Annotated in this window: 23 protein-coding genes; 10 read left to right on the top strand and 13 right to left on the bottom strand. The window is 67.2% G+C overall.

Going from position 1 to position 25,425, the window contains the following annotated elements; translation table 11 throughout:
* Positions 1 to 34: 34 nt before the first annotated feature.
* On the bottom strand, positions 35 to 1,225 hold the full coding sequence (locus OHQ90_RS03570; protein WP_328407285.1) for a helix-turn-helix domain-containing protein: 1,191 nt from the start codon (positions 1,223 to 1,225) through the stop codon (positions 35 to 37).
* Between the two features lie 346 nt (positions 1,226 to 1,571).
* Here OHQ90_RS03570 and OHQ90_RS03565 point away from each other — a divergent pair, with 346 nt between their 5' ends.
* A complete protein-coding gene (locus OHQ90_RS03565; RefSeq protein ID WP_328407283.1) occupies positions 1,572 to 2,030 on the top strand; it encodes a hypothetical protein in 459 nt (152 codons plus the stop codon).
* Between the two features lie 270 nt (positions 2,031 to 2,300).
* Here the strand turns inward: OHQ90_RS03565 and OHQ90_RS03560 are convergent, their stop codons facing one another.
* The gene (locus tag OHQ90_RS03560; protein ID WP_328407281.1) at positions 2,301 to 2,672 is read right to left on the bottom strand and encodes a hypothetical protein; all 372 of its coding nucleotides are present in this window, start codon (positions 2,670 to 2,672) and stop codon (positions 2,301 to 2,303) included.
* A gap of 684 nt (positions 2,673 to 3,356) precedes the next feature.
* Between OHQ90_RS03560 and OHQ90_RS03555 the strand changes: the two genes are divergently transcribed.
* On the top strand, positions 3,357 to 5,081 hold the full coding sequence (locus OHQ90_RS03555; RefSeq protein ID WP_442941304.1) for a DUF2339 domain-containing protein: 1,725 nt from the start codon (positions 3,357 to 3,359) through the stop codon (positions 5,079 to 5,081).
* Between the two features lie 50 nt (positions 5,082 to 5,131).
* On the opposite strand, the gene OHQ90_RS03550 is transcribed toward OHQ90_RS03555, so the two are convergent.
* The 5 genes from OHQ90_RS03550 to OHQ90_RS03530 all read right to left on the bottom strand — a co-directional run bounded on the left by OHQ90_RS03550 (position 5,132) and on the right by OHQ90_RS03530 (position 11,584).
* Positions 5,132 to 5,446, bottom strand: a complete 315-nt coding sequence (locus OHQ90_RS03550; RefSeq protein ID WP_328407276.1) for a putative quinol monooxygenase — start codon at positions 5,444 to 5,446, stop codon at positions 5,132 to 5,134.
* A gap of 23 nt (positions 5,447 to 5,469) precedes the next feature.
* A complete protein-coding gene (locus OHQ90_RS03545; protein ID WP_328407274.1) occupies positions 5,470 to 8,475 on the bottom strand; it encodes an MMPL family transporter in 3,006 nt (1,001 codons plus the stop codon).
* Complete coding sequence (locus OHQ90_RS03540) at positions 8,475 to 9,155, bottom strand: NYN domain-containing protein (protein WP_328412511.1); 681 nt, start codon at positions 9,153 to 9,155, stop codon at positions 8,475 to 8,477. Before OHQ90_RS03540 ends, OHQ90_RS03545 begins: the two co-directional genes overlap by 1 nt.
* A 118-nt stretch (positions 9,156 to 9,273) precedes the next feature.
* Positions 9,274 to 10,083: a tRNA (guanosine(46)-N7)-methyltransferase TrmB gene (gene trmB, locus OHQ90_RS03535; RefSeq protein WP_328407272.1), complete on the bottom strand. Its 810-nt coding sequence runs from the start codon at positions 10,081 to 10,083 to the stop codon at positions 9,274 to 9,276.
* Positions 10,084 to 10,237: 154 nt separating this feature from the next.
* The gene (locus OHQ90_RS03530; protein WP_328407270.1) at positions 10,238 to 11,584 is read right to left on the bottom strand and encodes a lipase family protein; all 1,347 of its coding nucleotides are present in this window, start codon (positions 11,582 to 11,584) and stop codon (positions 10,238 to 10,240) included.
* A gap of 173 nt (positions 11,585 to 11,757) precedes the next feature.
* Here OHQ90_RS03530 and OHQ90_RS03525 point away from each other — a divergent pair, with 173 nt between their 5' ends.
* From OHQ90_RS03525 to OHQ90_RS03510, 4 genes are all read left to right on the top strand, one after another.
* On the top strand, positions 11,758 to 12,540 hold the full coding sequence (locus OHQ90_RS03525) for an SDR family oxidoreductase (RefSeq protein WP_328407268.1): 783 nt from the start codon (positions 11,758 to 11,760) through the stop codon (positions 12,538 to 12,540).
* A 66-nt stretch (positions 12,541 to 12,606) separates the two neighbouring features.
* Positions 12,607 to 13,746, top strand: coding sequence for a hypothetical protein (locus OHQ90_RS03520; protein WP_328407266.1), 1,140 nt, complete (start codon positions 12,607 to 12,609; stop codon positions 13,744 to 13,746).
* Positions 13,733 to 15,289, top strand: a complete 1,557-nt coding sequence (locus tag OHQ90_RS03515; RefSeq protein ID WP_328407264.1) for a hypothetical protein — start codon at positions 13,733 to 13,735, stop codon at positions 15,287 to 15,289. Before OHQ90_RS03520 ends, OHQ90_RS03515 begins: the two co-directional genes overlap by 14 nt.
* 255 nt (positions 15,290 to 15,544) lie before the next feature.
* Entirely contained in the window at positions 15,545 to 17,377 is a 1,833-nt protein-coding gene (locus tag OHQ90_RS03510; RefSeq protein WP_328407262.1) for a phosphoenolpyruvate carboxykinase (GTP), read from the top strand.
* Between the two features lie 70 nt (positions 17,378 to 17,447).
* On the opposite strand, the gene OHQ90_RS03505 is transcribed toward OHQ90_RS03510, so the two are convergent.
* From OHQ90_RS03505 to OHQ90_RS03490, 4 genes are all read right to left on the bottom strand, one after another.
* Positions 17,448 to 18,281 (bottom strand): HD domain-containing protein, encoded by an 834-nt coding sequence (locus tag OHQ90_RS03505; RefSeq protein WP_442941440.1) that lies wholly within the window; start codon positions 18,279 to 18,281, stop codon positions 17,448 to 17,450.
* A gap of 262 nt (positions 18,282 to 18,543) precedes the next feature.
* Entirely contained in the window at positions 18,544 to 19,011 is a 468-nt protein-coding gene (locus tag OHQ90_RS03500; protein WP_328407258.1) for an SRPBCC family protein, read from the bottom strand.
* A 67-nt stretch (positions 19,012 to 19,078) separates the two neighbouring features.
* On the bottom strand, positions 19,079 to 19,480 hold the full coding sequence (locus OHQ90_RS03495) for a hypothetical protein (protein WP_328407256.1): 402 nt from the start codon (positions 19,478 to 19,480) through the stop codon (positions 19,079 to 19,081).
* A gap of 40 nt (positions 19,481 to 19,520) precedes the next feature.
* Positions 19,521 to 19,823, bottom strand: a complete 303-nt coding sequence (locus OHQ90_RS03490) for a hypothetical protein (protein ID WP_328407254.1) — start codon at positions 19,821 to 19,823, stop codon at positions 19,521 to 19,523.
* A 14-nt stretch (positions 19,824 to 19,837) separates the two neighbouring features.
* Between OHQ90_RS03490 and OHQ90_RS03485 the strand changes: the two genes are divergently transcribed.
* Entirely contained in the window at positions 19,838 to 20,788 is a 951-nt protein-coding gene (locus OHQ90_RS03485; protein WP_328407252.1) for a GlxA family transcriptional regulator, read from the top strand.
* A 316-nt stretch (positions 20,789 to 21,104) separates the two neighbouring features.
* Positions 21,105 to 21,305, top strand: coding sequence for a hypothetical protein (locus tag OHQ90_RS03480; RefSeq protein ID WP_328407250.1), 201 nt, complete (start codon positions 21,105 to 21,107; stop codon positions 21,303 to 21,305).
* On the opposite strand, the gene OHQ90_RS03475 is transcribed toward OHQ90_RS03480, so the two are convergent.
* Positions 21,306 to 22,751: an aldehyde dehydrogenase gene (locus tag OHQ90_RS03475; protein WP_328407248.1), complete on the bottom strand. Its 1,446-nt coding sequence runs from the start codon at positions 22,749 to 22,751 to the stop codon at positions 21,306 to 21,308.
* Here OHQ90_RS03475 and OHQ90_RS39330 point away from each other — a divergent pair.
* A complete protein-coding gene (locus OHQ90_RS39330) occupies positions 22,750 to 23,268 on the top strand; it encodes a hypothetical protein (RefSeq protein ID WP_442941303.1) in 519 nt (172 codons plus the stop codon). The genes OHQ90_RS03475 and OHQ90_RS39330 overlap by 2 nt on opposite strands.
* Here OHQ90_RS39330 and OHQ90_RS03465 read toward each other — a convergent pair.
* Positions 23,265 to 23,978 (bottom strand): class I SAM-dependent methyltransferase, encoded by a 714-nt coding sequence (locus tag OHQ90_RS03465; protein ID WP_328412508.1) that lies wholly within the window; start codon positions 23,976 to 23,978, stop codon positions 23,265 to 23,267. The two genes, OHQ90_RS39330 and OHQ90_RS03465, sit on opposite strands and share 4 nt — an antisense overlap.
* 277 nt (positions 23,979 to 24,255) lie before the next feature.
* Between OHQ90_RS03465 and OHQ90_RS03460 the strand changes: the two genes are divergently transcribed.
* Positions 24,256 to 25,422: a glycosyltransferase family 4 protein gene (locus OHQ90_RS03460; protein WP_328407246.1), complete on the top strand. Its 1,167-nt coding sequence runs from the start codon at positions 24,256 to 24,258 to the stop codon at positions 25,420 to 25,422.
* Positions 25,423 to 25,425 lie beyond the last annotated feature (3 nt).

Below are 25,425 nucleotides of genomic sequence, written 5' to 3'. Positions count from 1 at the left end.
GCATCGCCGCCGCCTGATCAGTGCCGTTCGGCGCTCAGGTATTGACCCCGATGCGACGAGCGAAGGCGCGCAACGGGACTCGACGATCATGATCGAGGAGTTCGGAGACGATGTGCCGGGGCAGGGACTGGTATTTGATCCAGTCCGCGCCGCCGACCCGCTCCGCGTTGAGCAGCGCGTCGAGGGCGCGTTCGGTCTGCCCGGTACGGGTCAAGGCGACCGCGGTGTCGGTGAGATGGCGGGCGCGGGAGGCTTGCGGGAGCCCACAGTTGGCCGGCATGTCCTTCGCGGCGGCGAGAGCTTCCGGATAGCGCTCCGAGGATACGTTGACATCGACGGTCTGCATGACGACCTGGGAAGGGCCGAAATAGGTTTCGTAGTCGTGGCGATCACCGCCGATGCGCAACGCGACCTCGCCCGCCGCTTCGATCAGCGTGCGGGCCTCGGGCACACTCTGTGCTCGTCCCGCCGCGGTCGCGCCCTGCAATACCAGCGAACCGTAGGCCGACAGGTGCGCCGGGGTTTCCGCACCCTCGGGCTCGAGGTTCGCGGCCGCACGCAGCGCGACCCGGCGTGATTCGTCGTACCTGCCTTGCACCAGTAGCTGCCAGGCCACCGAGCCGCGAATAGTCGCGAGCAGCAACGGGTCGTTGCCCTGCTCGGCCGCCACGAGTGCTTGCCGGATCGCCAGGAAGGCCGGGTCGGTCTGGCCCAGGTGCACCAGCGTGCAGCCGGTGACCCAGTACATCCTGGCGAGCAGTTCGTTCGCGGGCGCGACCATGCCGTTGCGCGCCGCGTGCACGGTCGCGCGGAGCTGGACCAGGCCCGAGGGCAGAATCGAGCTGAGCAGCTCGTAGCGGCCCGCCCAGTACGCGCCCCATGCGTAATCGACTGCGCGACTGCCCTCGTTGTGGGTGACCGCGTGCTCCTCGGGGACCTCGCCGAGCAGATCGTCGACGGGGGTGAGTGCCCTGCGGATCGCGACGATGCCCGCGTCGGGATTTCCGGAGGGAATGCCATGGCGTTTTCCGACCAGGTCGGAGATATCGACGTCCAGCGCGCGCGCCAACTTTTGCAGGCTGGCAATCGAGGCGGTCTGGCGTCCGCCCTGTTCGAGCTTGCGCACCAAATCCACGCTCACACCGGCCTGATCGGCGAGTTGACGCTGGGTGAGCGCCTTACCGCGGAACAGCCGGATCCGCACGCCGATCGACGAATCATCCATGAACCCGAGTCCTTTGTTACGTCCACGTTTCAGGGTACGACGCTAAAGGATTGCGCTCATCGAAAGTGGGACATTGCGTACGACTCGTTCACCCGTAGTTGGAATACCGTTGCCTTTCTGCAACTTTCACAGCAAAGGGCGGCGGCAATGACAATCATGCCGAACACGGCCGTGCGGGATCGAAGCGCCGATCGCGCACTGGAGCAGGGGATATCTTTCATCGGAACCGCACGCCACACCCAGCGTGTGCACGACCAGCACGGCCCGCTACGCCGAGGACCGCGCGCGGTGTCACTACCCCGCGCAATCTCCCCAGGATGCACTGGATTCGGCGAGGAGTAGAGCCATGTTCGAACGCTGTCATTCACCCCACGAGGTCGCGCACCTACTGCGACATCGCTACGGACTACCGGTCCAGTTGCTGGCAGGCCGCCCCATGATCACCACCGGCTCCATCCTCGGCGCCCTGGTGATGCCCCCTGAACTGGGCCGCAAGGTGCTGGCCACGCTCGACCGGACCTACACCACCCCGGTGGTGGCCGATCCCGGCGAGCGCACCTGGACCTTCCTGGTCACCCAGCCCAGCCCGGCCAACCCGGTGGATATCTCCATCCGTCGCTGCCTCGCAGGCCATCACGTCACCGTCATCCCCGGCGGCCGTCACGTCCTACTGCCCAGCACCGACTCCCAACTCGGCTGGCACTGGGCGGGCGAACCGGCCCCCGGCGTGCTCCGCATGCCACCCCGCTCGGCGGTGATCAACGCCGTCCACCAGGTGACCACCGTGCGAGCACCGGCCGCCTGAAGCCATCCGATCACGAGCTCCCACCCGAGATCCGGGTGGGAGCGCGTGGCACTTTCCGATCGAGCACGCCGCGAAACTGATGTCACCGCGGCCGACCTCGACCGTTCGCACTCGGTGTGCATCGTGGGCTCATCACGAGCCGCTCGGCAGCGGACGGGCCACCCTTTGTGCATGGTGCGGGAGGTTCTCGGGACCCGCTCGGAGCCGAATCATTCAGCTGGACAGCAGGAGCGATACCGCGACCCCTGGCGTGACACTGAACGGACCCACCTATGTGGATACCGTCATCAGCGTTGGGTCCGGCAATGAGGTCGGCCGGTCCTCGGTCACCCACCCGTATTCGATCGCAGACAGGAAACCGTCGGTTGCCCATAGGGTGACTTCTCCGATGTACGAACCCCGCTCGTCTCGGACCTCACCACGCACGGGTAGTTCTCCGCCGATGAGACCTGCTTGCTCCGAACCGGGCGCTACCTCCAGATCGACGCTCGGTGCGTCTGCACCCCATGTCGCGACAACCTGCGTGAATGGAATCTGCGTCCGGAACTGAGCAGCGCCCTCGAAATCAACAGCGAGCAGCTTTGCCACGACTGCGGCCTCGAGTTGCGACAAGGGTCGGGGTTCAACTGGCACAACGCTCATTTCGTTGTCCTATCTCGTCGAGTTGCGTGCTCAGGGATGAATGCTCTCGATCTGATCCGAGTCGATCAGAAATCGGTGATCGAAATCGAGGTGAATCGACCGTTCGACTGGTGCAGGGAAGTCCGGGCGCCCATAGTGTCTCGGCAGTTCGGGTAGATATCGGGGCGTCAGCGGGGGTTTCTACTCATGCTCGAGTGGGGTGTGTGGACCGAGCATTGGGTTATGACTACATCTATCGATCCGGCGCTTATTTCGCGACTGTCGGGGGAGTTCGCTGCGCTCGGGACACAGATGGGTGTGCTCGGGCGGGACCTGGAGTTGCTGCGGACGCAGGTTACCGCGGGTTCGGTTGCGGCATCCGGTGTTTCGGCGCCGGCAAGTGCCGTGGTTGTGGATGAATCCGCGCGGGTGCCACAGCCTGGAGCAGTGCCCATGGCTCCGCAGGCGCCCATGCCACCGCCACCTGCGCCGCAGACGATGCCGGCAGGTGGTGCCGGCGCGCCACCGACGGGTCAGGTGCCAGGTGGCGCGCCCGGGTATGTTCCGCGGTTTACCCCCGGGCCGGTGGCGGGGCAGCCGAATTGGGCTGGTGCGTCAGGGGGAATGCCGGTGGCGGGGCAGCCGAATTGGGCTGGGGGGTCTGCGGGAATGCCTCCGGCGGGCCGGCTCAATTGGCCTGCGGGGATGCTTGCGCCAGGCGTCCAGGCGACCGGAATTCCGAGCGGGCCGATGCCCCCGACGGGTGCGGTACCGCCTGGTATGCGTCCGCCGGTGCGGTGGGGACCTGCTGTGCCGCACACCCCGTGGTGGCAGCAGGAAGGGATGATCAGCCGGATGCTGGCGGTGGCCGGGGTGGGCGTGACGCTGATCGGTGTGGTGATGCTGCTGGTGCTCGCCGCGCAGGCGGGCCTGTTCGGGCCGGTGCCACGGGTTGCCGCCGGGGCGGTGTTCTCGGCGGCGCTGGTGGGCGTGGGGATGCGAGTGTTCGGGCGCGCCGGTGGTCGCGTGGGTGGAATTGCCTTGGCGGCCACCGGTATTGCCGGTGCATACCTGGATGTCGTTGCGGTGAGCGCGATTTACGACTGGTTGTATCCGCCGCTCGGCCTCGCGGTGGCGCTCGCGGTCGCCGCGGGTGGTGTCGCGCTGGCGATGCACTGGAAGTCGCAACCGCTTGCGGTGCTTGTCGTCGCGGGTGCGGCGGTGTTGTCGCCGGTGGTGACGACCGAGGTGGTGTTGCCGGCCTTCCTGATCGTGTTGCAGCTGGCCTGCGTGCCGGTGCAGTTGGACCGGGACTGGCCGTTGCTGCATGTGGTGCGGACACTGCCCGCCGTGCTGGCGACCTTGCTGGCCATCGGCTCGGCCGCTTTCGACGCTACGGCCCACGACCGGGTGTATCGGCTGCTCGCCGCAGCCGTGGCAGTCGCGGTTGTCGGCCTCGTCGGCAACATTCTGGTAGTTCGTCGGCGGCCGGGAGACCTCACCGCCACAATCACTTTCGGATTGGCGACGATACCGCTGCTGGCCGCACCCGCGTTGTTCGCGCGGCACACGGGCGCCATCGTCGCTGCGGTCTTCGCCGTGGTGCTGTTGCTCGTCGCTGCAGTGTCGACCGTGTCGAAACTGCGTGAGCTGGTACGGATTCCGGGGCATGTCGGGCTGGTCGCCGCGGTCGCGGGTTCGTTCGCACTGTTGGAGGCGTGCATCGGCGTGACCGAAGTTCAGACGCTGCCGATAGCGCTGTTCCTGGTGACCTCGGGCTTCCTCGGCATGGCCGGGCAGCAGCGGTCGCGGGTGGCCGCGGGCATCGCGGCGGCGTTCGCGGCGGTCGGCGCGCTGGTCTACCTCGCCACCGTGAATCCGGAAACGCTTGCGGCACAGCGCTACGCGGAAGAGCAGCTTGGCATCTCGACGGCGCTGGCCGCCGTACTCGCCCTTGCGGTGGTCGCGGCAGGCGTGTGGTGCGTCCGGAAGTTCGCGACTCGGACCGGTGATGAAACCACCGAATCGATCCTGTGGATACCCACCAGTGTCGTCGCCCTCTACGCGGTGACGGCCGCAACGGTATCGGTCGGCGTCGCCACCGGCCTGCCCGACGGCTTCGTCGTCGGACACAGCGCCGCCACCATCTTGTGGATGGCGGCGGCAACCGGCGCCCTGCTGTTCGGTCTGCGCAACCTGGCCCGCTCGGCCCCGGTGGCCAAGTTGGCCCTCGGTTCCGGCCTCCTTGTCACCGCAGCCGCCCTGGCCAAACTCTTCCTCTTCGACCTCGCCACCCTCGACGGACTGGTCCGAGTAGCCGCGTTCCTGGTCGTCGGCGTCCTGCTCCTGACAGTGGGCACGCGTTACGCCCGAGTCTTCGCCGAAGCCGGTGGGGCAACCCGAGATTCGGGCGACACCGCAGCCCACTGAACCACGGGCCGATCGCGGCCGCACCTGGAGGTGCGGCCGCGGTATGGCAGCTACTGTGCGGCGGGAATATTGCTTGCCGAGTCGTACATCCGCACGTCTCGCCGGGTGACCAGCGGCATCACCTCGGCCAGTCCGATCTCACGGAAATGGTCGGCGGCCCGGTGTGCGGCGAATGCCGCGGAGTCGACGTATTTTTCGATGCTCACATAGCGCTCGGGCTGTTCGACGGAGTGGAACACGTCGTAGGACAAGCAGCCGGGTTCGGTGCGGCAGGCTTGCGCGAGTTCGCGCAAGGCGCGGCCGAGTTCTTCGGCATTCTCCGGACTCGACGAAACATCGGCGACGACAAGCACATGTGAACTCACGTGCCCACCCTAGTGCGGGGCGGCTACTCCTGGTCGCGGCGACGCAGTAGTTCGTTGACGCTGACGGTGCGGCCGTCCCCACCGTGATGGCGGCCTTCGTCGGGCTTGCCGGTGCGGCGCGAGGAGCGCAGTTCGGCCATCCAGTTTTCGATGGTGCTGCGCGTGGTCGGCGGCCCGTTGTCCGGTTCGTCATGCGGCGCCGCAGGATTTTCGGGTGCGGCGTGGTGGGTCGGGTGATCGATCGGAGCGCTCGCCGTCGGGACCGGTGCTGCGGGCGTCGGCGGAACCGGTGGCTGTGTGGCACGAGTCGACGGCATGGGCACCGGTGTGGTTGCTATCGATGGCGTCCGTGCCTGGGAGGACGGCATCGACGGCATTGGCGCCTGCCCGACCGGAGGCGAAGGAACGGGCGCATGTGTGCTCGGCGTCGGTGTCTGTGCTGTGGGCACCGAGGGAGCGGGTGACTGCGTGGTCGGCAGCAAGGGAACAGGTGCCTGCGGTGGTGTGGCAGCCCCGGGCCGTGGTCCCGTCCGGTCCTGGGGCACCTGGACCGAGGGCATCGGTCGAGGCGCGGGCACCTCGGGCGATGCAGGCGCGGAATGCGCGGCTCTCGGCCTGCTCGGGTCGTGTACCGGAGTGACCCGGGGTCCGGTGTGTTCGGGGTTGGTCGGCGCGGATCGCGGCGGCACCTGCCCGAGACTGCGGAAATGCTGTGTCGGCGCCTCGGCTTCGATCTCCTCCACCGTGCGCGGGCGGCGCGGCGACTTCGGCAGGCGCGTGCCTTCCGCGAGCGCGGGCATCAGCATGGTGACCGGGTCGGTGATCGGCGTGGTCTTGACCAGGTCGACGACCTCGCCCCCGCCGGGGCGCTCGTCGTCGAGGATCGGCTCGCCGAGGCCGACCTTCTGCTGCACCTTCTTCATCCAGGCGGGGGCCCACCAGCAGTCGTCGCCGAGCAGTTTCATCGTCGCGGGCACCAGCAGCATGCGCAGGATGGTGGCGTCGATGAACAGCGCGGCGATCATGCCGTAGGCCAGGTACTGCATCATCACCAGGTCCGAGAACGCGAACGCCCCGGTGACCACGAGCAGGATGAGCGCGGCGGCGGTGATGATGCGGCCGGTCTGCGCGGTGCCGATGCGCACGGCCTCGGTGGTCGATGCCCCCTGCGTTCGCGCTTCGACCATGCGCGACAACAGGAAGACCTCGTAGTCGGTCGACAAGCCGTAGATGACGGCGATGATCAGCACCAGCACCGGCGACATGATCGGCTGCGGCGTGAAGTTCAGCAGGCCCGCGCCGTGCCCGTCGACGAAAATCCACGTCAAAATGCCCAGCGTGGAACCCAATCCGAGCGCGCTCATCAACGCGGCCTTGATCGGAAGCACCAGCGAACCGAAGGTCAGGAACATCAGCAGCGTGGTGACGAAGAGGACGAGCGCGATCATCCACGGCATCCGGTCCAGCAGCGCGTCGATGCTGTCCTTCTGGATCGTCGGCTGCCCGCCGACGTACATCCGCACGTTGTCGGGTACTTCGAGCGAGCGCAGATAGTCGATGGTCGGATCCGCGTTCTCGGAGTCCGCCAGCGTCGCGGCGGTGCGATAGATATCGGGGTCGTTATTCGACCGTGTCGGTACCTCGAAGGTGCCCGTCAACCCCGGTGCCTGCTTGGCTTCGGCCCACACCTTGCCGACATCGGTGCTGCTGTCGGAGACGAACACCAGTTGGATCGGATCGGACTTGCGTAGCGGGAAGATCGAATCGAACTTCGCCTGCGCGAGCCGAGTGCTGTTGTCCGGCGGCAGATACCGCTCGTTGATGCCGCCGAACGCGAGGTTCTTGACCGGAATGATCAACAGCAGCAGGCCGATGCAGATCGGGATCGCGATCTTGAGCGGATGTTGCATCACCCAGCGGGTGGACTTGCCCCAGAAGCCGTTCTCGATTTCCTCGGCGGTCTTGGTCTTGCGGACCCGCTTGAGGCCGAGGAAGTCGACCTTCGGCCCGAGAACGCCGAGCATCGCGGGCAGGATCGTGATGGCGGTCAGCGCCGCGAGCGCCACGGTGGCGATACAGCCGTAGGCGATCGACTTCAGGAAGCCCTGCGGGAACAGCAGCATGCCGCCGAGGCTGGCGATGATCATCGTCGCGGAGAACACGACGGTGCGACCCGCGGTCATCACCGAGCGCCGTACCGCGGCTTTGGTGTCGTAGCCCTCGGCGAGTTCCTCGCGGTATCTACTCACGATGAACAGGCCGTAGTCGATCGCCAGACCGAGGCCGATCATGGAAACAACGCTGGAGACGAAGGAGTTCACCTCGGTGAACCTCGTCAGGAACATCACGATGCCGTTGGCGCCGATCACCGTGAGACCGCCGACGATCAAGGGCAGCGCGGCCGCGACGACGCCGCCGAATATGAAGAACAGCAAGATCGCGACGGCGGGGATGGCCAGCATCTCCATCCGCTTGGAGTCGCTCTTGATGGTGTCGTTGAGTGTGCCTGCCACCGCTTGCAGACCGGCGACCTGCACGTCGATACCGGGGATGGCGAAGACGTCCTTCACATTCCGGAAGTTCCGGACCATGTCGGTGTCGTTGTCGCCCTGGATGGCGATCGAGGCGAAGGTGTACTTCTTGTCCTTCGAGCCGAACGTCATCGGTGAGGCGGGGCCGGTCTCTGTCTGCCAGTAGGCACCGTTGATCTTGGTGATCTCGTTCGGGTGCTCGCGCGGCAGGCTGTTGAGACTGTCGACGATCTTCTGCCTGAACTCGGGATCGTCGATCGTCCGACCGTCCGGCGCGGTGTACAGCACGATCACGTCGCTGTTGTGATTGCGGCCGAACGCTTGGTCGGACAACCGCGCGGCCTGCGCGGATTGTGACGTGGGATCGTCCCACCCGCTGGAGCTGAGGTGGTCTTCGAGGCCGAGGCCGTATCCGCCCAATGCCAAGAGAGCGGCCGTCACCACGCCGATTACGGCGAAGCGCCACCGATAGACCAGATCGCCCCAGCGTGTAAACACTAAGCGACTCCTTGCGAGGGGCGAGAGGTGAGCAGTGCCGACAGCGGCCGGAACGGCTGCAGCCAAGCACCTTCATCGGGCAGCGAGTCGAGGCTGACCCGGGGCAGCGGTTCACGGAACACGCCCGGGATGTCCTCGAGGTCGATGAATTCGAGGGTATCGGATGTGACGGCCCAACTCGCATGCTCGCGGAAGCCGAGTACCTGAACAGGGACTCCGTGTGCGGCGAGCTCCTCGAGCGGCTCACGGAATGCCTGGCCGTCGGCGGAGGCGACCATGATGCCTGCCAGCCCGGCACCGCGGCTGCGTAGTTCGATGTGCGCGAGCATGTCCGCGTCGACATCGGAGTCCTCATCGATCTTGGGCTTCGCGAACACGGCGTAGCCGACATTGCGCAGCGCTTCGACCCACGGGCGGACCACGTCCGCGGTGCCGCTGGCGATATTGGTGAAGACGGTCGCTTCCGGCTCGACCCGGTAGGTGCTGCCCACCGACAGCTCGGCCGTGCGCGCGAGCAGCCAGCGGCCGAGCGCATCGAAACGGGGGCGGTAGGCAGCGGTAGGGCGGCCACCGAGGATCGCGCCCAGACCCATGTCGAGGTTGGGGGCGTCCCACACCAGCAGGACTCGGCGCACATCGGAAGTCACACCGCCGAGCACCTCCGGTCCGGTGCCGTGCATCTCCCCGACAACATCCACGACCTCGGGGGCTATCTCACTGATGCTCATGACTCCGCCTCGCTAGCGCACAACTCCGTCATGACCGCCATGACGGCTGAGCTAATTGTTCGCTCGCTCATCATTCGATCTTCCCCCATATGAACTCGGTGATGGCACTTCCAGCGCGATGCGCTTTGCCTTCGAATTTGGTAACCGGCCGCTCGAAGCCGATCGGGGCGCTGTCCCGATGCTCGGCACTGACCCCACCCGTGGTCTCGTTCAGGCCGATGAGCTGGGATTCCGCGGCGCCGACCGTGGCGATGTGCTCAGCGTAGTCGGCGTGATCGGTGGCGACATGCAACACGCCGCCGGGGCGGAGCCTGCTCGCGATGAGGGCGAAGGTGGCGGGCTGCAGCAGCCGCCGCTTGTGATGGCGCGCCTTGGGCCACGGGTCGGGGAAGAAGACTCGGACGCCCGTCAGCGACTGCTCGGCAATCATATTCTCCAGCACATCGACGGCGTCGCCGCGCAGCAGCCGGATGTTCTCGATGTGCTCGCGCTCGATTCGCTGCACGAGTTGGGCGAGGCCCGGCTTGTAGACCTCGATGCCGATCAGGTTCAGGTGCGGTTCGGCCTGTGCCATCGCGGCGGTGGCGGTGCCTGTGCCACAACCGATCTCGATGACGAGGGGGGCTGCACGGCCGAACCAGGCGGTGGCGTCGAGGCGCTCGTCGGAGACCTCGCCGCCGATGCGCGGCCAGGTGCGAGCCCAGGATTGCTGCTGGGTCGGGGTCAGCGCGCCCCGGCGCGAGCGGAAGCTCGTGACGCGGGGGTACAGGCGGGAGGCGGTGCCCCGTCGGGGTTCGTTGTCAGCCGGTACCGATGGTGTGGACGGTGGTTCCGGAACTGACTCGGCAGTGTGGTTCGCGGCGTCGTTCACGGCATCCATTGTCCAGCATCGGGTGATCGGGGCGGCAATCGGCCGCTTGCGGTCGCTTGCGGGCCGGTCGAAACTGTGCCGCTAGCGGCTGGTTTGCAGGTCGTTCGAACCACACCGCCTGTCGGTCGCCCGACGCGACACTGTGGCGGGGGTGACCGGGTGGTCAGGCGGCGCGTTCGCGGGGGATTCGGGATGTGGGTTCCGCCTCCTGCATCAGCGGCCTGCCGAGCGCGACCTTGGCCGCGGTCACGGCCATTTCCAGCAGGCCGCGCAGTCCGGCGGGTGAGGCCGCGACCGACCAGACCGTCGAGTCGCCGGTGTCGCGCACCGGTTGACCTTCGAGTCGGTCGGCCAGCCAATTGAGGCTGATCGGGGTAGCGAGCGGCAGCAGCGAGAAGTGTTCGCTGAGACGATCGCGCACGTAGGTGACCGTGGCGCCACCGCGCCGGTACCGATCGACCTGCGCATCGATGCCGTCCACGTGGATGATCTGGTCATGGACCGGTTGCACGACGAGCAACGGGCAGGCCGGGGTCGCGTAGCCGAGCTTCAGGTCGTCGAGCATGGCTTGCAGATCGGGGGCGGCGAGCACCTCGTCGAGCGGGCGGGTCAGGTAGGCGCCGACGTCCTTCTTGGTCAGGCCCGTGATGGCCGAGAACGGCGTCGCCCGTTCCGCGCGTGCGATGAGCCGGTGACCTTCGGGGGCGAGGTCGTTGTCGAACACCGTGCCGAGGGCGGGGTACAGCCTGCGCAGCACCGCGATGACGATGGCGGGCAGCCCGGCGTAGCGGCCGCCGTTGAGCCGGGCGAAGACCTGGCCTGGGTCGCCGACCGGTGCGCCGAGCACCGCACCGACGATATCGATCTCCGGCGCGTAGGTCGGCGCCATCTCGACCAGCCAGGAGCTGGCCATGCCGCCACCGGAATAGCCCCATACCGCGACCCTGGTGTCGGAACACAGGCCCAGCGGCCCGAAATTCAGTGCCGCGCGAATGCCGTCGAGCCCGCGGTAGCCGGGTTCGCGTGGGGCGCCGAAGTTCCCGTGCGGGCCTTCGTGATCGGCGATGGTCACCGCCCAGCCGCGCCGCAGCGCGTTCGCGACGAGCAGCCATTCGAGCTGGGTGACCGATCCGAGTGCGTGCGATCCGCGCCGCAGCGCGTAGGAGGGCGAACATCTCTCCGCGACCGCGTCCATGGCGGTCTGGAAAGCAAGCAGTGGCCGATCTTCGCTCGAGTCGGCGCCCAGCGGTAGCAGCACCGTGGTGATCGCTACCTCGGGTGTGCCGTGCATGTCACAGCTGCGGTAGAGCAGTTGCCACGCCGAAACCTGTTGCGAGACAACACCGAGCAGGGCCAGATCGACCCTGCGACTGCGCAGGACGGTGCCCGCCGCTTTGGCGGCGAAGCCCTTCGGCGGCCGGAGGAACGGATCGTTGCTCGGCAACAACGGCTTGCGGTCGAATCCATGATTCGGGTCCGGGCCGACAACGCCGATGACGTCGACGGTCATCGCACCTCCTCATCGAGCAGCGCCGACGGCTCGTCTGCGCCGGCCGGCTTGCCGCGATCGAAAAGCATAGCTGCGCAGCGAGTATGGTGCCGACCATCACAGCAGCGTAAGCGAACGACGTTAACTCTGTGAAGCACCTGGGAGGGGCTCGGCACCGCACTAGACTCCCCGACATGAGCGGACCGACGGTGATCATCACGGGCGCGGCGGCCGGAATCGGCCGGGCGACGGCGCTGCTTTTCGCTGCGCACGGGTATCACGTCGGCGCCTACGACATCGACGAGGTGGGGCTGACCAGGCTCGCGGGTGACATCACTGGCGCAGGCGGCACTGTGCGAACCGGGGTGCTCGATGTGACCAACAACACCCACTGGGCCGAGCGGCTCACGGAGTTCGCCGCCGATGCGGGCCGGCTCGACATCCTGATCAACAACGCGGGGATCCTGCGCGCAGGTCCCTTCGAGTCCATCGATCTGGCCACCCATCAGGCGATCGTCGATGTCAATCTGGGCGGCGTCATCAACGGCACGCACGCGGCGTTCCCGTTGCTGCGGGCCACTCCCGGCGCGCAGGTGGTGAATTTGTGCTCGGCATCGGCGATCTACGGGCAACCCCAGCTCGCCAGCTACGGCGCGACCAAGTCCGCGGTAAAAAGCCTCACAGAGGCATTGGATCTCGAATGGGAGCGGCACGATATCCGGGTGATCGCGGTGTGGCCGTTGTTCGTGGCGACCGCGATGGTGGACGGTGTGGAGACCGCGTCGACGAAGTCGCTCGGCGTGCGGCTCACCGCAGCAGATGTCGCCTCCGGTATCTGGGAAGTCACCCGCAAACGTGGACGGCTGCCGAAGGTGCACTACGAAATCGGTACCCAGGCAAAGGTGCTCGCCGTCGCCGCCAAGTACGCGCCGAACTGGGCCGTGCGCACCGCGAACAAATACTTCAGCGGAAGCTGAGCGGTCCGCACCGTCTTCAGGTCCGGCGTCTGACAGAATTGCGCACCGTAAAGGGGGTGTGCAGCTATGTCGACAGCCACCGAAACCAACGGGCCTGCCGCCCGACCCGGCGGACCCGCGCGTGAACTCGACCAACTCGACCATTTGATCGCCATGCTGCGCTCGGGCGCAGGCAACGATCCGCAGCTGTCGAATCAGGTCGGCGTAGTCAGCGCTCGGTGGCGCAGGCCGCCGCGGATCCAGGTGACCGGTCGCGCGCACGCCGGCCGCAGTACGGTGCTGCATGCGCTGGCGCTCATGTCCGCAGTGGAGACCGGTCCGGTGGACGAACCGGGCGCGTCCGACCCGGTGCTCGACGCCGACATCATCGTCTATGTCCTCTCCGGCGCACCGCTGCCCGCCGACCGCCGCATCCTGGCCACCCTGCCGCCCGAACACACCGTCGTGGTGTTGAACAAGGCCGACGCGGTCGGTTCGCGCTGGGGCGATGCAGTCGCCGCCGCCGAGCAATACAGCAGTGAGCTGGGCATTCTCACGCTGCCGGTGGTCGCTTCGTTGGCGGTGCGCACCAGGGCCGGCGCGTTGAACGATGCCGATATGGCGACGCTGCAACGACTGGCAGGCACCACCGATCCCGCGCTGACGCTGTCTCCCGATCTGTTCGTCTCGTCATCGGCCGGGCCCGATGTCGCGGAACGGGAGCAGTTACTGCACCGCTGGGATCTCTACGGCGTGAGCTCCGCACTCATCGCACTGCGCCAGGACCCCGAGCTCACCCCGCACGCCCTGCTGCAAATCCTGCACGCGGTGAGCGGCATCGACGCGCTGCACCAGACCCTGCACCGCCGCTACGAGCAGGTTTCGGCGCTGCGCGGTGGCGTGCTGCTCGACGAGCTGGCCCGGCTCGCGGCCGCCGCGGTGCCCGGCGAAGGTGGCCACGCCCGCGACATCCTCGAGGACTATCTCGTCGGCGACGACGCGCTGTGGATGGGTCTGTGCGCCGGACTCGCCTGCCCCGATGTCGCGCACCTTGCGGCCGGGTACCGTTCGCCCTCGCCCGCCGATGCCGACGACGCGCTGGCCAGGGCCGCGCGCTGGCGGGCGGTTGTCTCCAGCGATATGTCGCCCGCTGCCCGTCGCGCCGCCCTGCGCGTCCACAACGGCTACATCCGACTATGGGAGCGGATGAGCAGTGCCGGACTCTGAGCAACCGGAGCAGGCACTTTCACCGGCCGATCAGCCGCAGGCATCGCGCGCGCCCGATGCGCCGCCGCTGCCGCCCGATGTCGAGGCGGTGGTTGCGCGGTGGAATCCGCAGGGCATGGCACTCATGCGCGCCGTTGTCGGAACCGGCGGCGCATCGGCGGTCACGTTGATCGGGCCCAATGACGCCAACACCACGCTGTTGCGCACCGAATTGGCGCGGTTCGAGCCTCGGATCCTGCTGTCGGATCCAGTGGCCGACGCGAGCGCGGCCGTCGAAACAACCTCCCCGTCGGGGGCGGCGCCCGCGGCGGTCGCACTGATCCTGCTCGACGCGGGCAGCTCACTCGGCGCCGATACGCTGCGGCTGGTGCGACGGCTGCGTGCCGACGGCGCTCGAATCCTGCTCGCGATGAACGGGATCCACGCCTATCAGGACTGGCGCGCGGTCCGCGCACACAATCTCGAACTGCTCGCCGCGCAGGGCGCTGCCGACCTGGATATCGTGCCGGTCTCGGCCCGGCTCGCGGTGGCGGCCCGCGCGGGCGGCGACGCCGGCCTGCTGGATCGCTCCGGACTGACCGCACTGCACGCCGAACTCGCCGCGGCATCCGCGGGCGCCGAAGCCGATAGCGAGGGCAGGCTCGCGGCCGTCACCGCCCGAGTGCTGGCCGATACCCGCCAGCGGGTGGTGGATCAGGTCGCGGCGCTGCGTTCCGGCGCCGAACCCGCGCAGTGGCGGGAAGAACGAACCACGCTGCTCGCGGGCCGCGACGGTGGCCGGGCGACGGTGCTGTCGACGCTGCGCAGCCAACTGCACCTGGCCAGGGTCGACCTGATGACCGATGTCGGCTCTCGGGTGCGGGCGCTGCACACCGCCGCGCGTGGCGAACTCGATCGAATGCGCCCGTCCCAGCTGGGCGACTATCCGGACCGGTTGCAGCAGGCGGTGACCGAGCTGACCGGTGCTGTGGACCTGGAGGTCGAGCGGAGGCTGGCCGAGCTGGCTGTGCGGGTCGACGGTTCGACAGTCGAGCCGGCCGCCCGGCGGCGTGATCCCGCACCCCGGGTGGGCCCTGACCCGGAACCGCGGCACCGAGGTGTCGAAGATCACCTCATGATCGCGCTCGGCGCGTCGGCGGGTGTCGGCCTCGGCCGACTGTTGGTTTCGCCACTCGCGCTGGTGTCGACGCTGGACGTCGCGAGCGTGCCGGTGACGCTTTTGCTCGGGGCAGGCGCGGCGGGCTGGGTGGTGCGAGCGCGCAGACAGGTTGCCGACCGCGCGCACGTCAGGCAATGGGTGTCGGACGCGTTGGTCAATGTGAAAGCCCAGCTCGAGCAGCGGGCGGCGACCGCGCTCGTGGAAATGGAGACCACGCTCGCCGAGCGCGTGGTGCGTTCGAGCACCGCGCGAATCGTCGCGACCGATCGCCGCGTTGCCGAATTGGAGGCGCGTTTGCGACGTACCGCTGCCGAACAACCCGGACAACTCGCCGCGTGCGAACGCGATATCGAGATCATCGATCGGCGGATTTCGCCAGAGTGAATCGGTATCTATTGGGTACTCGAGAGACAACCCGATCTGTACCCGATTCCGTACTGGTCGTCACATCGCGTTAACCTCTAATCAGGAACCTGGGCGTCCGCTTCGTCCATGTACGCCGTCCAGCCGGGACGTGCATTCGACTGGTCGTAGCGGGTGCCTTCCCGCCAATGGTGGCGCTCGGTGTGTTCGCGCTGGTCATGGGCCTGGAGGCCAGACGGAAGCATCGTAGAGCCGCCCATCTCAGGAGAGTTTTTCATGACCTCAGCGACCATTCCTGGTCTTCGTGGATCCGACGGCAAAACGCCGACCGAGCACAGCGAACTACTCGCCTGGGTACAGGAAGTCGCAGAACTCACTCAGCCGGAGCGAGTGGTCTGGGCGGACGGTTCCGATGACGAATGGGATCGGCTGACCAACCAACTCGTTGCGGCGGGCACGTTCAAGCGACTCGACGAGAAGAAGAAGCCGAACTCCTTCCTCGCACTTTCCGACCCCTCCGACGTGGCTCGAGTCGAGTCGCGCACCTATATCTGTTCGAAGACCGAGGCCGACGCGGGCCCGACCAACAACTGGGTCGACCCCGCCGAGATGCGCGCGACCATGACCGAGCTGTACCGCGGCTCGATGAAGGGCCGCACCATGTACGTGGTGCCGTTCTGCATGGGCCCGCTCGGCGCCGAGGACCCCAAGCTGGGCGTCGAGATCACCGACTCCGAGTACGTGGTCGTGTCGATGCGCGTGATGACCCGGATGGGCGCCGCCGCGCTGGAGAAGCTCGGCACCGACAAGCCGTTCGTGAAGGCGCTGCACTCCGTCGGCGCGCCGCTGGCCGAGGGCCAGGCCGACGTGCCGTGGCCGTGCAACGACACCAAGTACATCACCCACTACCCCGAGGACCGCGAGATCTGGAGCTACGGCTCCGGCTACGGCGGCAACGCGCTGCTCGGCAAGAAGTGCTACTCGCTACGCATCGCCTCGGCCATGGCCCATGACGAGGGCTGGCTGGCCGAGCACATGCTGATCCTCAAGCTGATCTCCCCGGAGAACAAGGCCTACTACATCGCCGCCGCCTTCCCGAGCGCCTGCGGCAAGACCAACCTCGCGATGATCCAGCCGACGGTTCCCGGCTGGCGCGCGGAAACCCTCGGCGACGACATCGCCTGGATGCGCTTCGGCAAGGACGGCCGCCTCTACGCGGTGAACCCGGAGTTCGGCTTCTTCGGCGTCGCGCCGGGCACCAACTACAGCTCCAACCCCAACGCCATGGCCACCATGAACGCGGGCAACACCGTCTACACCAACGTCGCGCTGACCGACCACAACGACGTGTGGTGGGAGGGCCTGGAGGGCGAGCCCGATCACCTGATCGACTGGAAGGGCAACGACTGGCACCTGCGGGAGACCGAAACCCTTGCCGCCCACCCGAACTCGCGCTACTGCACGCCGATGTCGCAGTGCCCGATCCTGGCGCCCGAGTGGGACGACCCGCAGGGCGTGCCGATCTCGGCGATCCTGTTCGGCGGTCGCCGCAAGACCACGGTCCCGCTGGTGACCGAGTCCTTCGACTGGCAGCACGGCGTTTTCATGGGCGCGACCCTCTCCTCGGAGCAGACCGCCGCGGCCGAGGGCAAGGTCGGCACCGTGCGCCGCGACCCGATGGCGATGATCCCGTTCATGGGCTACCACGTCGGTGACTACCTGAACCACTGGATCAACGTCGGCAAGAACGCGGATGCGAACAAGCTGCCGAAGATTTTCTACGTCAACTGGTTCCGCCGCGGCGCCGACGGCCGCTTCCTGTGGCCGGGATTCGGTGAGAACTCCCGCGTGCTGGAGTGGATCGTCGGCCGCATCGAGGGCTCGGCCGAGGCCGAGGCGACCGCGATCGGCAACGTGCCCACCGCGGCGCAGATGGACCTGGTGGGTCTCGAGGTCGACGCCGCCGACGTCGACGAGGCGCTCGCCGTCGACGCCGACGAGTGGCGCAAGGAGATTCCGCTGATCGAGGAGTGGTTCGAGTTCGTCGGCGACAAACTGCCTTCCGGCGTGCGCGACGAGTTCGAGGCGCTGAAGGAACGTCTGGGCTGATAGCGCCCCGAAATTGATTCGCCCGCACCATTTTCGTCAATGGTGCGGGCGAATTCGTTTATCCGGCAGGTTATTCGGAGTACGGAGCCATTCGGACGAGTTGCAGAAAGCCGACACTGTTCAGCAAGGCGGTGCGGCCCTTCGGTACGGCTTCGGCCTCGGCCTTGAACGCGGCGATCAGATGACGCTTCGCATCGTGACGCGGATGCCGTTGCAACAGTTGCGCGACCCAGTCCGGGTCCAGTTCCGGGAAGCGCGCCCCGATCACATCCACCGAGGCGCCCGCGGATACGAAGCCGCCGGGATCGCTCAGATCGTTGGCGACACCAGTGGTGATGTGTGCGGCAATCGCGGCTCCGATTTCCTGTGCGCGTTCCGGATCCGCGCCCTCGCGCGCCGCGAACGCTGCCGCTCGTTCGCCACCTGCTACCGCGAAACACCTGCCCGGAGTGGGGTTTTCGAGCTGGAGGTCATGTAGCAGGCAGGCGACATAAACCAATTCGTCGTCGTAGCGAATACTGTCGAGCTCGGCGAGCACCCGCCCGAAGAAATAGGTGCGATACGAATGCTCGAGCAGGTGGATCGAAAGTGATTCGCGGGCTTCGGTTTCCGCCGCCTTGGCGAGTTTCGAATCGGGCACCCGCAACCCGGCGAACTCCAGCCGCCCGGTGCCGTGTCTTCCGAGCACGCGTTTGAGCTGCGCACCACTCAGTTTCGGCAGCGTCCGCGCCAGTTCAACCGCCAACTGTCGGTGCTGTGCTCCGGAGAGCGTCCCTCCGGTCCGCGTCGCCCATTCCCAGTCGATCCCAGCAGGCGCACCCACGTTGCCCTCCTTCTCCTCGAACGCTTCTCGCTGTTCAGTGAAGCCGCTGAGCGGACTACCGACGAGTGGCGGAAATGCCAGTAACGCTCGGATTTACGCCAATCCGCACGGCGAAAAGCCTGGACGAAGTTCTGGCGCTGGGTGCAGCCGCCACGGTGCACCTTCCGGCCTTGTCGTTGTCGATGCGGTACGCGCGTGCTCAGGTCAGCCGATGCAGCGGACCGCTCATGCCTGAGTGCGCGTGTGGCCCATAGGTTCCGGTATCCCTGTGCGGCGCAGCACTGCTCAGCGCCAAGGAGATGGCGTCGTAGGCCATCACCCATTGCACGCTGCTGCTCGCTTCCTATGCCGGGCCGACCGAGCGGGTCTCAGCCTGCTGGTTCACCGCCACCGACTCGGCAAGGTTCTTCAAGGCCGCGAGCACGGGGCTCTCTCCCTCCTCGCCTTCGTCCTCGTCGCCGGCATTCTCGCGGGGGTCTTCCTGCGTGATCGTCAACTCCGTTGCGCCCACGGCGTCCTCGAGCCCATAGCCCATCGTGAAGTAGTTCTCCGGCTTGTCCTCGAGGTCCGGGCGGGGAGCGAACAGCGAGTACCGCAACTGCGCGGGGGCATCGACGAGGAGCACGCTGCCCCACTGTTCGAACGTTGTGCCGTCCCACTCGTTGGTGAAACGAATCGGCGAGCCGACGGACCAGTCAGTGCTCAAGACGCTGCCGTACTGCCATTGCTTGACGTATTCGGGGTCGGTCAGCACCGCCCACACGATCTCTCTGGGGGCTTCGATACGGACCTTGGAAGTGACTGTGCGCACAGCCGAGACTGTAGCAATCCACTCTGCCCTAGGCATTCTCACGAACCGCCGCAGCCATCCGGCTGAGTCATCCGGTGACGCCGGCCTCACGGTCTGCCGCGGCGATCTGGTCGTGAAAGCGCCTGTGCACCCAGTGCCGTTCACCGAGCAGCGTCACCTGTGCCCAGCGGCCGGAGACCGGGCCGACCCGGGTATCGCGGGGCATCGTGCCCAGCAGATGCTGTGGTTTCGCGCCGCCGGACAGTTTGCTGCTCTCCAGCACGTAGATGGCGTCCGGAGTGACCGCCACGCAACGGTATCTGTTCCAGAACATGGTGAGGCCGGTGAGATATGTGATCAGGAAGAAGAGGAAGCTCGGCGCGGCCTGGCCGATGAATACCTGCCGTATCTCACTGCCTGCGGGCAGTAAGGGCGCCGAACGATCCACCAAGTCCGGCCGCGGCTCCACGCCGCTCGGTTGAACGGTCACAACCAAATCCTTTCGACACTTCGTACCGCTTCCGATTGTCTCAATGCGCGAGCAGCCGGCCCGCCCGGAAATACGCGAGAGCCTGGTACGTCACCAGCACCACAGCGGACGACAGTGCCGCCGCCCCGCCGCCCAGCACCGCGACCTCGAGTATCAGCGCGTACCGTGCCCGGCACCGCCCCCGTTCCGGTTCGAAAACCCCGGCACCGCGAACGTCCCGCACACCACCGCGGACGAGGATCGGTAGCGCCGAGACCAGCAGATACCGCGACGCGATCAACTCGGGCAAGAACCGCAGGCCCTGAATGTGAGTGGCGAGAATGCCAGTAATACTCGGATTCATGCCAAACTGAGGCGATGAAGAAGGTTGTCGCACTCGCGCTCGACGGCGTTATGACCTATGACCTGGGTTGCATCGTGCAGGCGTTCCGGCACGGGCCGGGAAAATTCGGTGTCGCGGTCGGATTCGAGCTGGAGACGTGCTCAGTGCGGCCGGGGCCGGTGTGGACGCCGAGCGGATTCGATCTGCACGTCGCGCACGGGCTGGAGGTGATGGCGGAGGCGGACATCGTGGTGGTGCCCGGCATCGGTTTGCCGACGTTGCCGCCGCCGGACGCTGCGCTGGATGCGCTGCAGGCCGCCGCGGCGCGCGGCGCGACCATGGTCAGCGTGTGTGTCGGTGCGTTCGTGCTGGGCTGGGCCGGATTGCTGGACGGCAGGCCGGCGACGACGCACTGGGCCTACTGTCATGATTTCGCCGAGCTGTTTCCTGCGGTGAAGCTCGACCCCGCCGCGCTGTACATCGACGACGGTGACGTTCTCACCTCCGCCGGGTTGTCCGCGAGTCTCGACCTGTGCCTGCACATCGTGCGCCGCGAGCTGGGCGCGGCCGCCGCAGCGGAGCTGGCCCGATGGAACGTGACACCACCGCATCGCGAAGGCGGGCAGGCTCAGTACATCCCGGATGCCATGAGCACCAACGGTTTCGGCGGTGGTCTTGCCGCGACCATGGCGTGGGCCGCGGCGAATCCGGCGGCTGCGCCCGATGTTTCGGCGCTGGCCGCGCACGCCTTGATGAGTGAGCGCACCTTTATTCGCCGATTCAAGACGGCGGTGGGCACCACGCCGCGACGATGGCTGGAGGCGCAGCGCACGGCGCGTGCTCGGGAATTGCTGGAAACCACCGAGTTGCCGGTCGAGGTCGTTGCGGCGCAATCCGGATTCGGCAGCGTCACCGCAATGCGGGTGCACCTGCGCGCCGCGACAGGCACGACGCCCGCGGGGTATCGCAGGTCGTTGCGCCGATGACCCGAGGCGGCCGGGAGGCGCGGGCGGGCCGGTTTATGCGTCCGGTGCGATGCGGGCGGCCGCACCGCGGGGATGCGCTAATCTCCGACGAGACGGTCGCGATGGCGAGTACAGCTCGCCGCGATAATCGCGGACTGGTAGCTAGGTAGGGCTTGCCGGATCGCGCTTCGGGTGGTTGCCTGGAGTGTGCGGTTTGCCCGTAGGTGACTTACATTTGATTGCCAACAGTTAACTGATCGACTTTTCCTTATCGACTCGTGACTCCGCGATGCGCGTGACCAACGATGAGATCGAAGCGCGAGAGGTGGTTGGGAGCATGACGAATCTGGAGACCAGTGGGCGGGCGCCCCGGTTTGCCGGAATCGAGCCGGCGACCGCGAGCACGCCGCTGCGGCGGGCCGCTGGCCGACTGCAGGCGGTATTGCCCCCCGGCTGGCGCGTCGAGATCGTCGACACGCCGATTGCCAGGGGGCGTGATCACCGGCCCGTGCTGCGGGTGGTCATGGCGGGGAGTTGATCACCCCGTCCAGCCGAGTGGCATGAGCACCGACTTCTGCTCGCAGAAGGAGTCGAGACCCTCGGGGCCGTTCTCGCGGCCCAGGCCCGAGCTCTTGTACCCGCCGAAAGGCGAGCTGGGATCGAAGGCGTACCAATTGATCGCGTAGGTGCCGGTGCGCACCCGCGCCGCGATCTCGGCACCGTGTTCGACATCGGTCGTCCACACCGAGCCTGCCAGGCCATATACCGAGTCGTTGGCGATGGCCACCGCCTCGTCCTCGGTGTCGTAGGGGATCACCGACAGCACGGGGCCGAAGATTTCCTCCTGGGCGATGGTCGAGGAGTTGTCCACATCGGCGAAGATCGTCGGCTCGACGAACCAGCCGCGATCCAGGTCGGCGGGACGGCCGCCACCGAGCACCAGTCGCGCGCCTTCTTCCTTACCCTTGGCGATGTAGCCCTCGACGCGCTCGCGCTGCCGCTCCGAAATCAGCGGGCCGAGTATCACCGTCGGGTCGGTGGGATCGCCGACCTTCATCGTGCGCACGTGCTCGACCAGCGCCTCGAGGATTTCGTCGTACCGGCTGCGCGGCGCGAGGATGCGGGTCTGCGCGACGCAGCCCTGGCCGCTGTTCATCAGGCCGGAGAAGGCGAGCACCGGGATATTGGCGGCCACATCCATATCGGGCAACAGGATTGCGGCGGATTTGCCACCGAGCTCCAAGGACACGCTCTTGAGCTGGCCGGTCGCGATTGCGCCGATCTTACGGCCGACCGCGGTGCTCCCGGTGAAGGTGACCTTGTCGACGCCGGGGTGCGAGACGAGGTACTCGGCGGCCTCCGCCTCTGCGGGCAGTACCGAAAGCACGCCGGCGGGCAGGCCGGCTTCGGTGAAGATATCGGCGATCTTGTTGGCGGTCAGCGGGGTCAGCGGTGCGGGCTTGAGCACCACGGTGCAGCCGGCCAGCAACGCGGGGGCGAGCTTGTTGGCCGCGAGGAAAAGCGGAACGTTCCACGCGGTCACGGCCGCGACGACGCCGCGCGGCTCGCGCGAGACCCGGGAGGTGCCGAACACTCCGGTGCGAGTTTCGTTCCAGGGGAAGGACTTTGCCAGTGCGGCGTAGGCGTCGAGCGCGGCGACCGCGGGGATCTGGTTGAGCGTCATGGCGATCATCGCCGGTGCGCCCATTTCCGCGGTGAGCGTGGCGAGCAGGTCGGCGGAGCGCTCCTCGATCAGGCGCGCGGCGCGGCTGAGGACCTGGGCGCGCTCCTCCGGCGGGGTGGACGGCCATGGGCCGTGGTCGAAGGCGTGCCGGGCGGCGGCAACCGCGGCGTCGACGTCGTCGCGAACGACCACCGGGACGCTGCCCACCGTCTCGACCGTGGCGGGCGAGATGACCTGGAGCCGCTCGGTGCCGGCTGGCGCGGTCCATTGGCCGCCGATGAACAAGCTGTCGTAGTGCATGAGAACACGTTACAGTTTTGTGGCTCACTTGTCTGTAACCTGTTCCAGTTTTCTCCTCGGCCATCGCGCTGAGCAGCGCGAATTCCAACCTGTCGGTTCGCTTTTCAGAGAACGCACTATTGCGTTCTGTTGCTGGAAAGAGGATGCTTTAGCTACTGATCAGCTCGCTCGATTCATGAACCGATATCGCAGTTGGGGAGTCAGAGCCATGGCGGTGCAAGTGATCGGGCGGTCGCTGATGACGAGCGATCAAACCGAGCATCAAGCTAAAAGCGTCGGTGTAGGTGGCTGGGTCGTTTCGTTCCTGCCGGGCCGCACGCTGACAATCGAGCAGGCCACCGCGGCCATGCAGGCGGCGGAGGCGGTGGCAACTGTGGAGATGCTGGCCGACCTACTCGCGCTGACCACGCTGGAGACTGTCGGCCTCGCCATTCAGGAATCGCCCTGGGGCGAGTCGTCGTACGGAACCTGCGGCAGGCGCAGCTGGCGGCGCGGCTGGCTGGAGCGGCAGCCTTAGCGGCTCTTGGTGGCGACGACCACCAGGTTGCTCACCAACAGCTCGCGCAGCAACGGTATGCGGACCAACCACCAGGCCCAGCGCGGGTGGTAGCGCGGGAAGATCGTCCGGACGTCGGCGGGAGTGCTTGCCGCCCAACGTAATCCGTCCACCGCTGGGACGGCGAACATCGACTTGCCGAATCGATTCTTCGGCTCCCGCCCGTGCTTGCGCCGATACCGGCGTGCCGCGTACTCCCCACCCAGGTAGTGCCACGGTCCGGTCTCGTGCCCGCCGAACGGTCCGAGCCACACCGTGTAGGAGAGCACGATCAACCCGCCGGGCCGGGTCACCCGCACCATTTCGTCGGCCATCACCCACGGGTACGGCACATGCTCGGCCACATTCGAGGAAAAGCAGATGTCCACCGCGTCATCTCGAAACGGCAGTGCCATCCCCGACCCGCGGACCGCACCCGGCACCGACAACCCGGCGGCGTGCATCTCCGAGGGATCCGGCTCTACCGGGATGTACCGCGCGCCGGTCTTGATGAACTCGTCGGCGAAATAGCCGGGACCGCCGCCCACATCGAGAATGGTCGCGTCCTGCAACCCGCGTCCGGTCACGTCGGCATAGAAGTCGCCGATCATCGCCGCACTGTCGCCGGCCAGCTCGCCGTAGAACAGCGCGGGATCGCTCTGCTCGAACCGGAAGCTGCTGAGTAACCGCATCGACCGCCGCAATGTCGCCCGCCGCGCAAACCGGGATATGGCGCGCCCGGCCTGCCGCGGCGAGCCTGCCGCCTCGGCTTCCGCTGGCGTACTTTCAGCTCTCGGCACGGCGGTGAGTCTCGCATAACGCCCGCAATTCGCTCCAACCACTGCCACCGGAGGAGGCAATACGCGATATCAGGGCCGGTGGGCAGGATGTGGACGCATGCACAGGTTAGGGTGTTGGGCGATATCCGACGTCCCCGATCGGGACCTGCCGACCGAGAGAAGCTCTACAGTGCGCGAAGTCCTCCTGCTGTGCTGGCGTGACACCGGGCACCCGCAGGGCGGCGGCAGCGAACGGTATCTGGAGCAGGTCGGCGCCCAGCTGGCCGCCCGCGGAGTCAAGGTCACCTTGCGAACCGCCCGTTATCCCGGAGCGCCGAAGCGGGAACGCATCGACGGCATCGACATCAGTCGGGCCGGCGGGCGCTACTCCGTGTATCCGCGGGCCCTGGCCGCCATCGCGCTCGGCAGGCTCGGTGTCGGGTCGCTGCGCGGGCTGCGACCCGACGCGGTGATCGACACCCAGAACGGAATCCCGTTCTTCGCGGCCGCCGCGACCAACGCGCCGTCGGTTGTGCTCGTCCATCACGGACACCGCGAGCAATGGCCGGTTGCCGGTCGCCTTGTCGGCCGGATCGGTTGGTTCATCGAGTCGCGGCTGTCCCCGCGGGCGCATCGTCGCAACCAATACCTGACCGTCTCGCTGCCTTCGGCCGAGGAACTCGCCACGCTCGGGGTCGACCGGTCGCGCATCGCGGTGGTCCGCAACGGCGCCGAACCCGTCCCCGCGGACGCACCGACCGGTGCCGCGGCGACACGCACCCCGAACCCCCGCATCGTGGTGCTCTCCCGCCTGGTGCCGCACAAGCAGATCGAAGACGCGTTGGCCGTCGTCGCCCGGCTGCGCACCCGCATTCCCGGCCTGCACCTGGACGTGATCGGCGACGGCTGGTGGGCCGACAACCTGAAGACCAACGCCGCTGACCTCGGCATCGCCGACGCGGTCACCTTCCACGGCCACGTCGACGAACGCCGCAAGCACGAGTTGCTCGCCCACGCCTGGGTGCATGTCCTGCCCTCCCGCAAAGAAGGTTGGGGCCTGGCCGTCATCGAAGCCGCCCAACACGGCGTCCCCACCATCGGCTACCGCAGCTCCCGCGGCCTCACCGACTCCATCGTCGACGGCGTGACCGGTCTGCTCGTCGACGACCTCGCCCAACTCTCCGACTCGGTCGGTGACCTCATCGACGACACCGAAGCCCGCACCGTCATGGGCGAAAAAGCCCGCGCCCGCGCCAACGAATTCTCCTGGAAACAAACAGGAAACGGCGTCTACCAAGTCCTCGCCGCGGCCGCGAGAGGGCAACACACCTCCGGCCTCTTCCCGCCTGGTCCCTAACCG

The sequence above is a fragment of the Nocardia sp. NBC_00403 genome (assembly GCF_036046055.1).
Lineage (GTDB): Bacteria > Actinomycetota > Actinomycetes > Mycobacteriales > Mycobacteriaceae > Nocardia.
Note: the sequence above shows the minus strand (reverse complement) of the source record. Positions and strands in the feature narration are given on the sequence as shown.

Excerpts from the sequence above, each read along its gene's own strand:
- OHQ90_RS03570 (WP_328407285.1), bottom strand. The coding sequence starts at position 1,225 with ATGGATGATTCGTCGATCGGCGTGCGGATCCGGCTGTTCCGCGGTAAG.
- OHQ90_RS03565 (WP_328407283.1), top strand. The coding sequence starts at position 1,572 with ATGTTCGAACGCTGTCATTCACCCCACGAGGTCGCGCACCTACTGCGA.
- OHQ90_RS03560 (WP_328407281.1), bottom strand. The coding sequence starts at position 2,672 with ATGAGCGTTGTGCCAGTTGAACCCCGACCCTTGTCGCAACTCGAGGCC.
- OHQ90_RS03555 (WP_442941304.1), top strand. The coding sequence starts at position 3,357 with ATGCTTGCGCCAGGCGTCCAGGCGACCGGAATTCCGAGCGGGCCGATG.
- OHQ90_RS03540 (WP_328412511.1), bottom strand. The coding sequence starts at position 9,155 with ATGCACGGCACCGGACCGGAGGTGCTCGGCGGTGTGACTTCCGATGTG.
- trmB (WP_328407272.1), bottom strand. The coding sequence starts at position 10,083 with ATGGATGCCGTGAACGACGCCGCGAACCACACTGCCGAGTCAGTTCCG.
- OHQ90_RS03530 (WP_328407270.1), bottom strand. The coding sequence starts at position 11,584 with ATGACCGTCGACGTCATCGGCGTTGTCGGCCCGGACCCGAATCATGGA.
- OHQ90_RS03525 (WP_328407268.1), top strand. The coding sequence starts at position 11,758 with ATGAGCGGACCGACGGTGATCATCACGGGCGCGGCGGCCGGAATCGGC.
- OHQ90_RS03520 (WP_328407266.1), top strand. The coding sequence starts at position 12,607 with ATGTCGACAGCCACCGAAACCAACGGGCCTGCCGCCCGACCCGGCGGA.
- OHQ90_RS03510 (WP_328407262.1), top strand. The coding sequence starts at position 15,545 with ATGACCTCAGCGACCATTCCTGGTCTTCGTGGATCCGACGGCAAAACG.
- OHQ90_RS03490 (WP_328407254.1), bottom strand. The coding sequence starts at position 19,823 with ATGAATCCGAGTATTACTGGCATTCTCGCCACTCACATTCAGGGCCTG.
- OHQ90_RS03485 (WP_328407252.1), top strand. The coding sequence starts at position 19,838 with ATGAAGAAGGTTGTCGCACTCGCGCTCGACGGCGTTATGACCTATGAC.
- OHQ90_RS03480 (WP_328407250.1), top strand. The coding sequence starts at position 21,105 with ATGACGAATCTGGAGACCAGTGGGCGGGCGCCCCGGTTTGCCGGAATC.
- OHQ90_RS39330 (WP_442941303.1), top strand. The coding sequence starts at position 22,750 with ATGAGAACACGTTACAGTTTTGTGGCTCACTTGTCTGTAACCTGTTCC.
- OHQ90_RS03475 (WP_328407248.1), bottom strand. The coding sequence starts at position 22,751 with ATGCACTACGACAGCTTGTTCATCGGCGGCCAATGGACCGCGCCAGCC.
- OHQ90_RS03465 (WP_328412508.1), bottom strand. The coding sequence starts at position 23,978 with ATGCGGTTACTCAGCAGCTTCCGGTTCGAGCAGAGCGATCCCGCGCTG.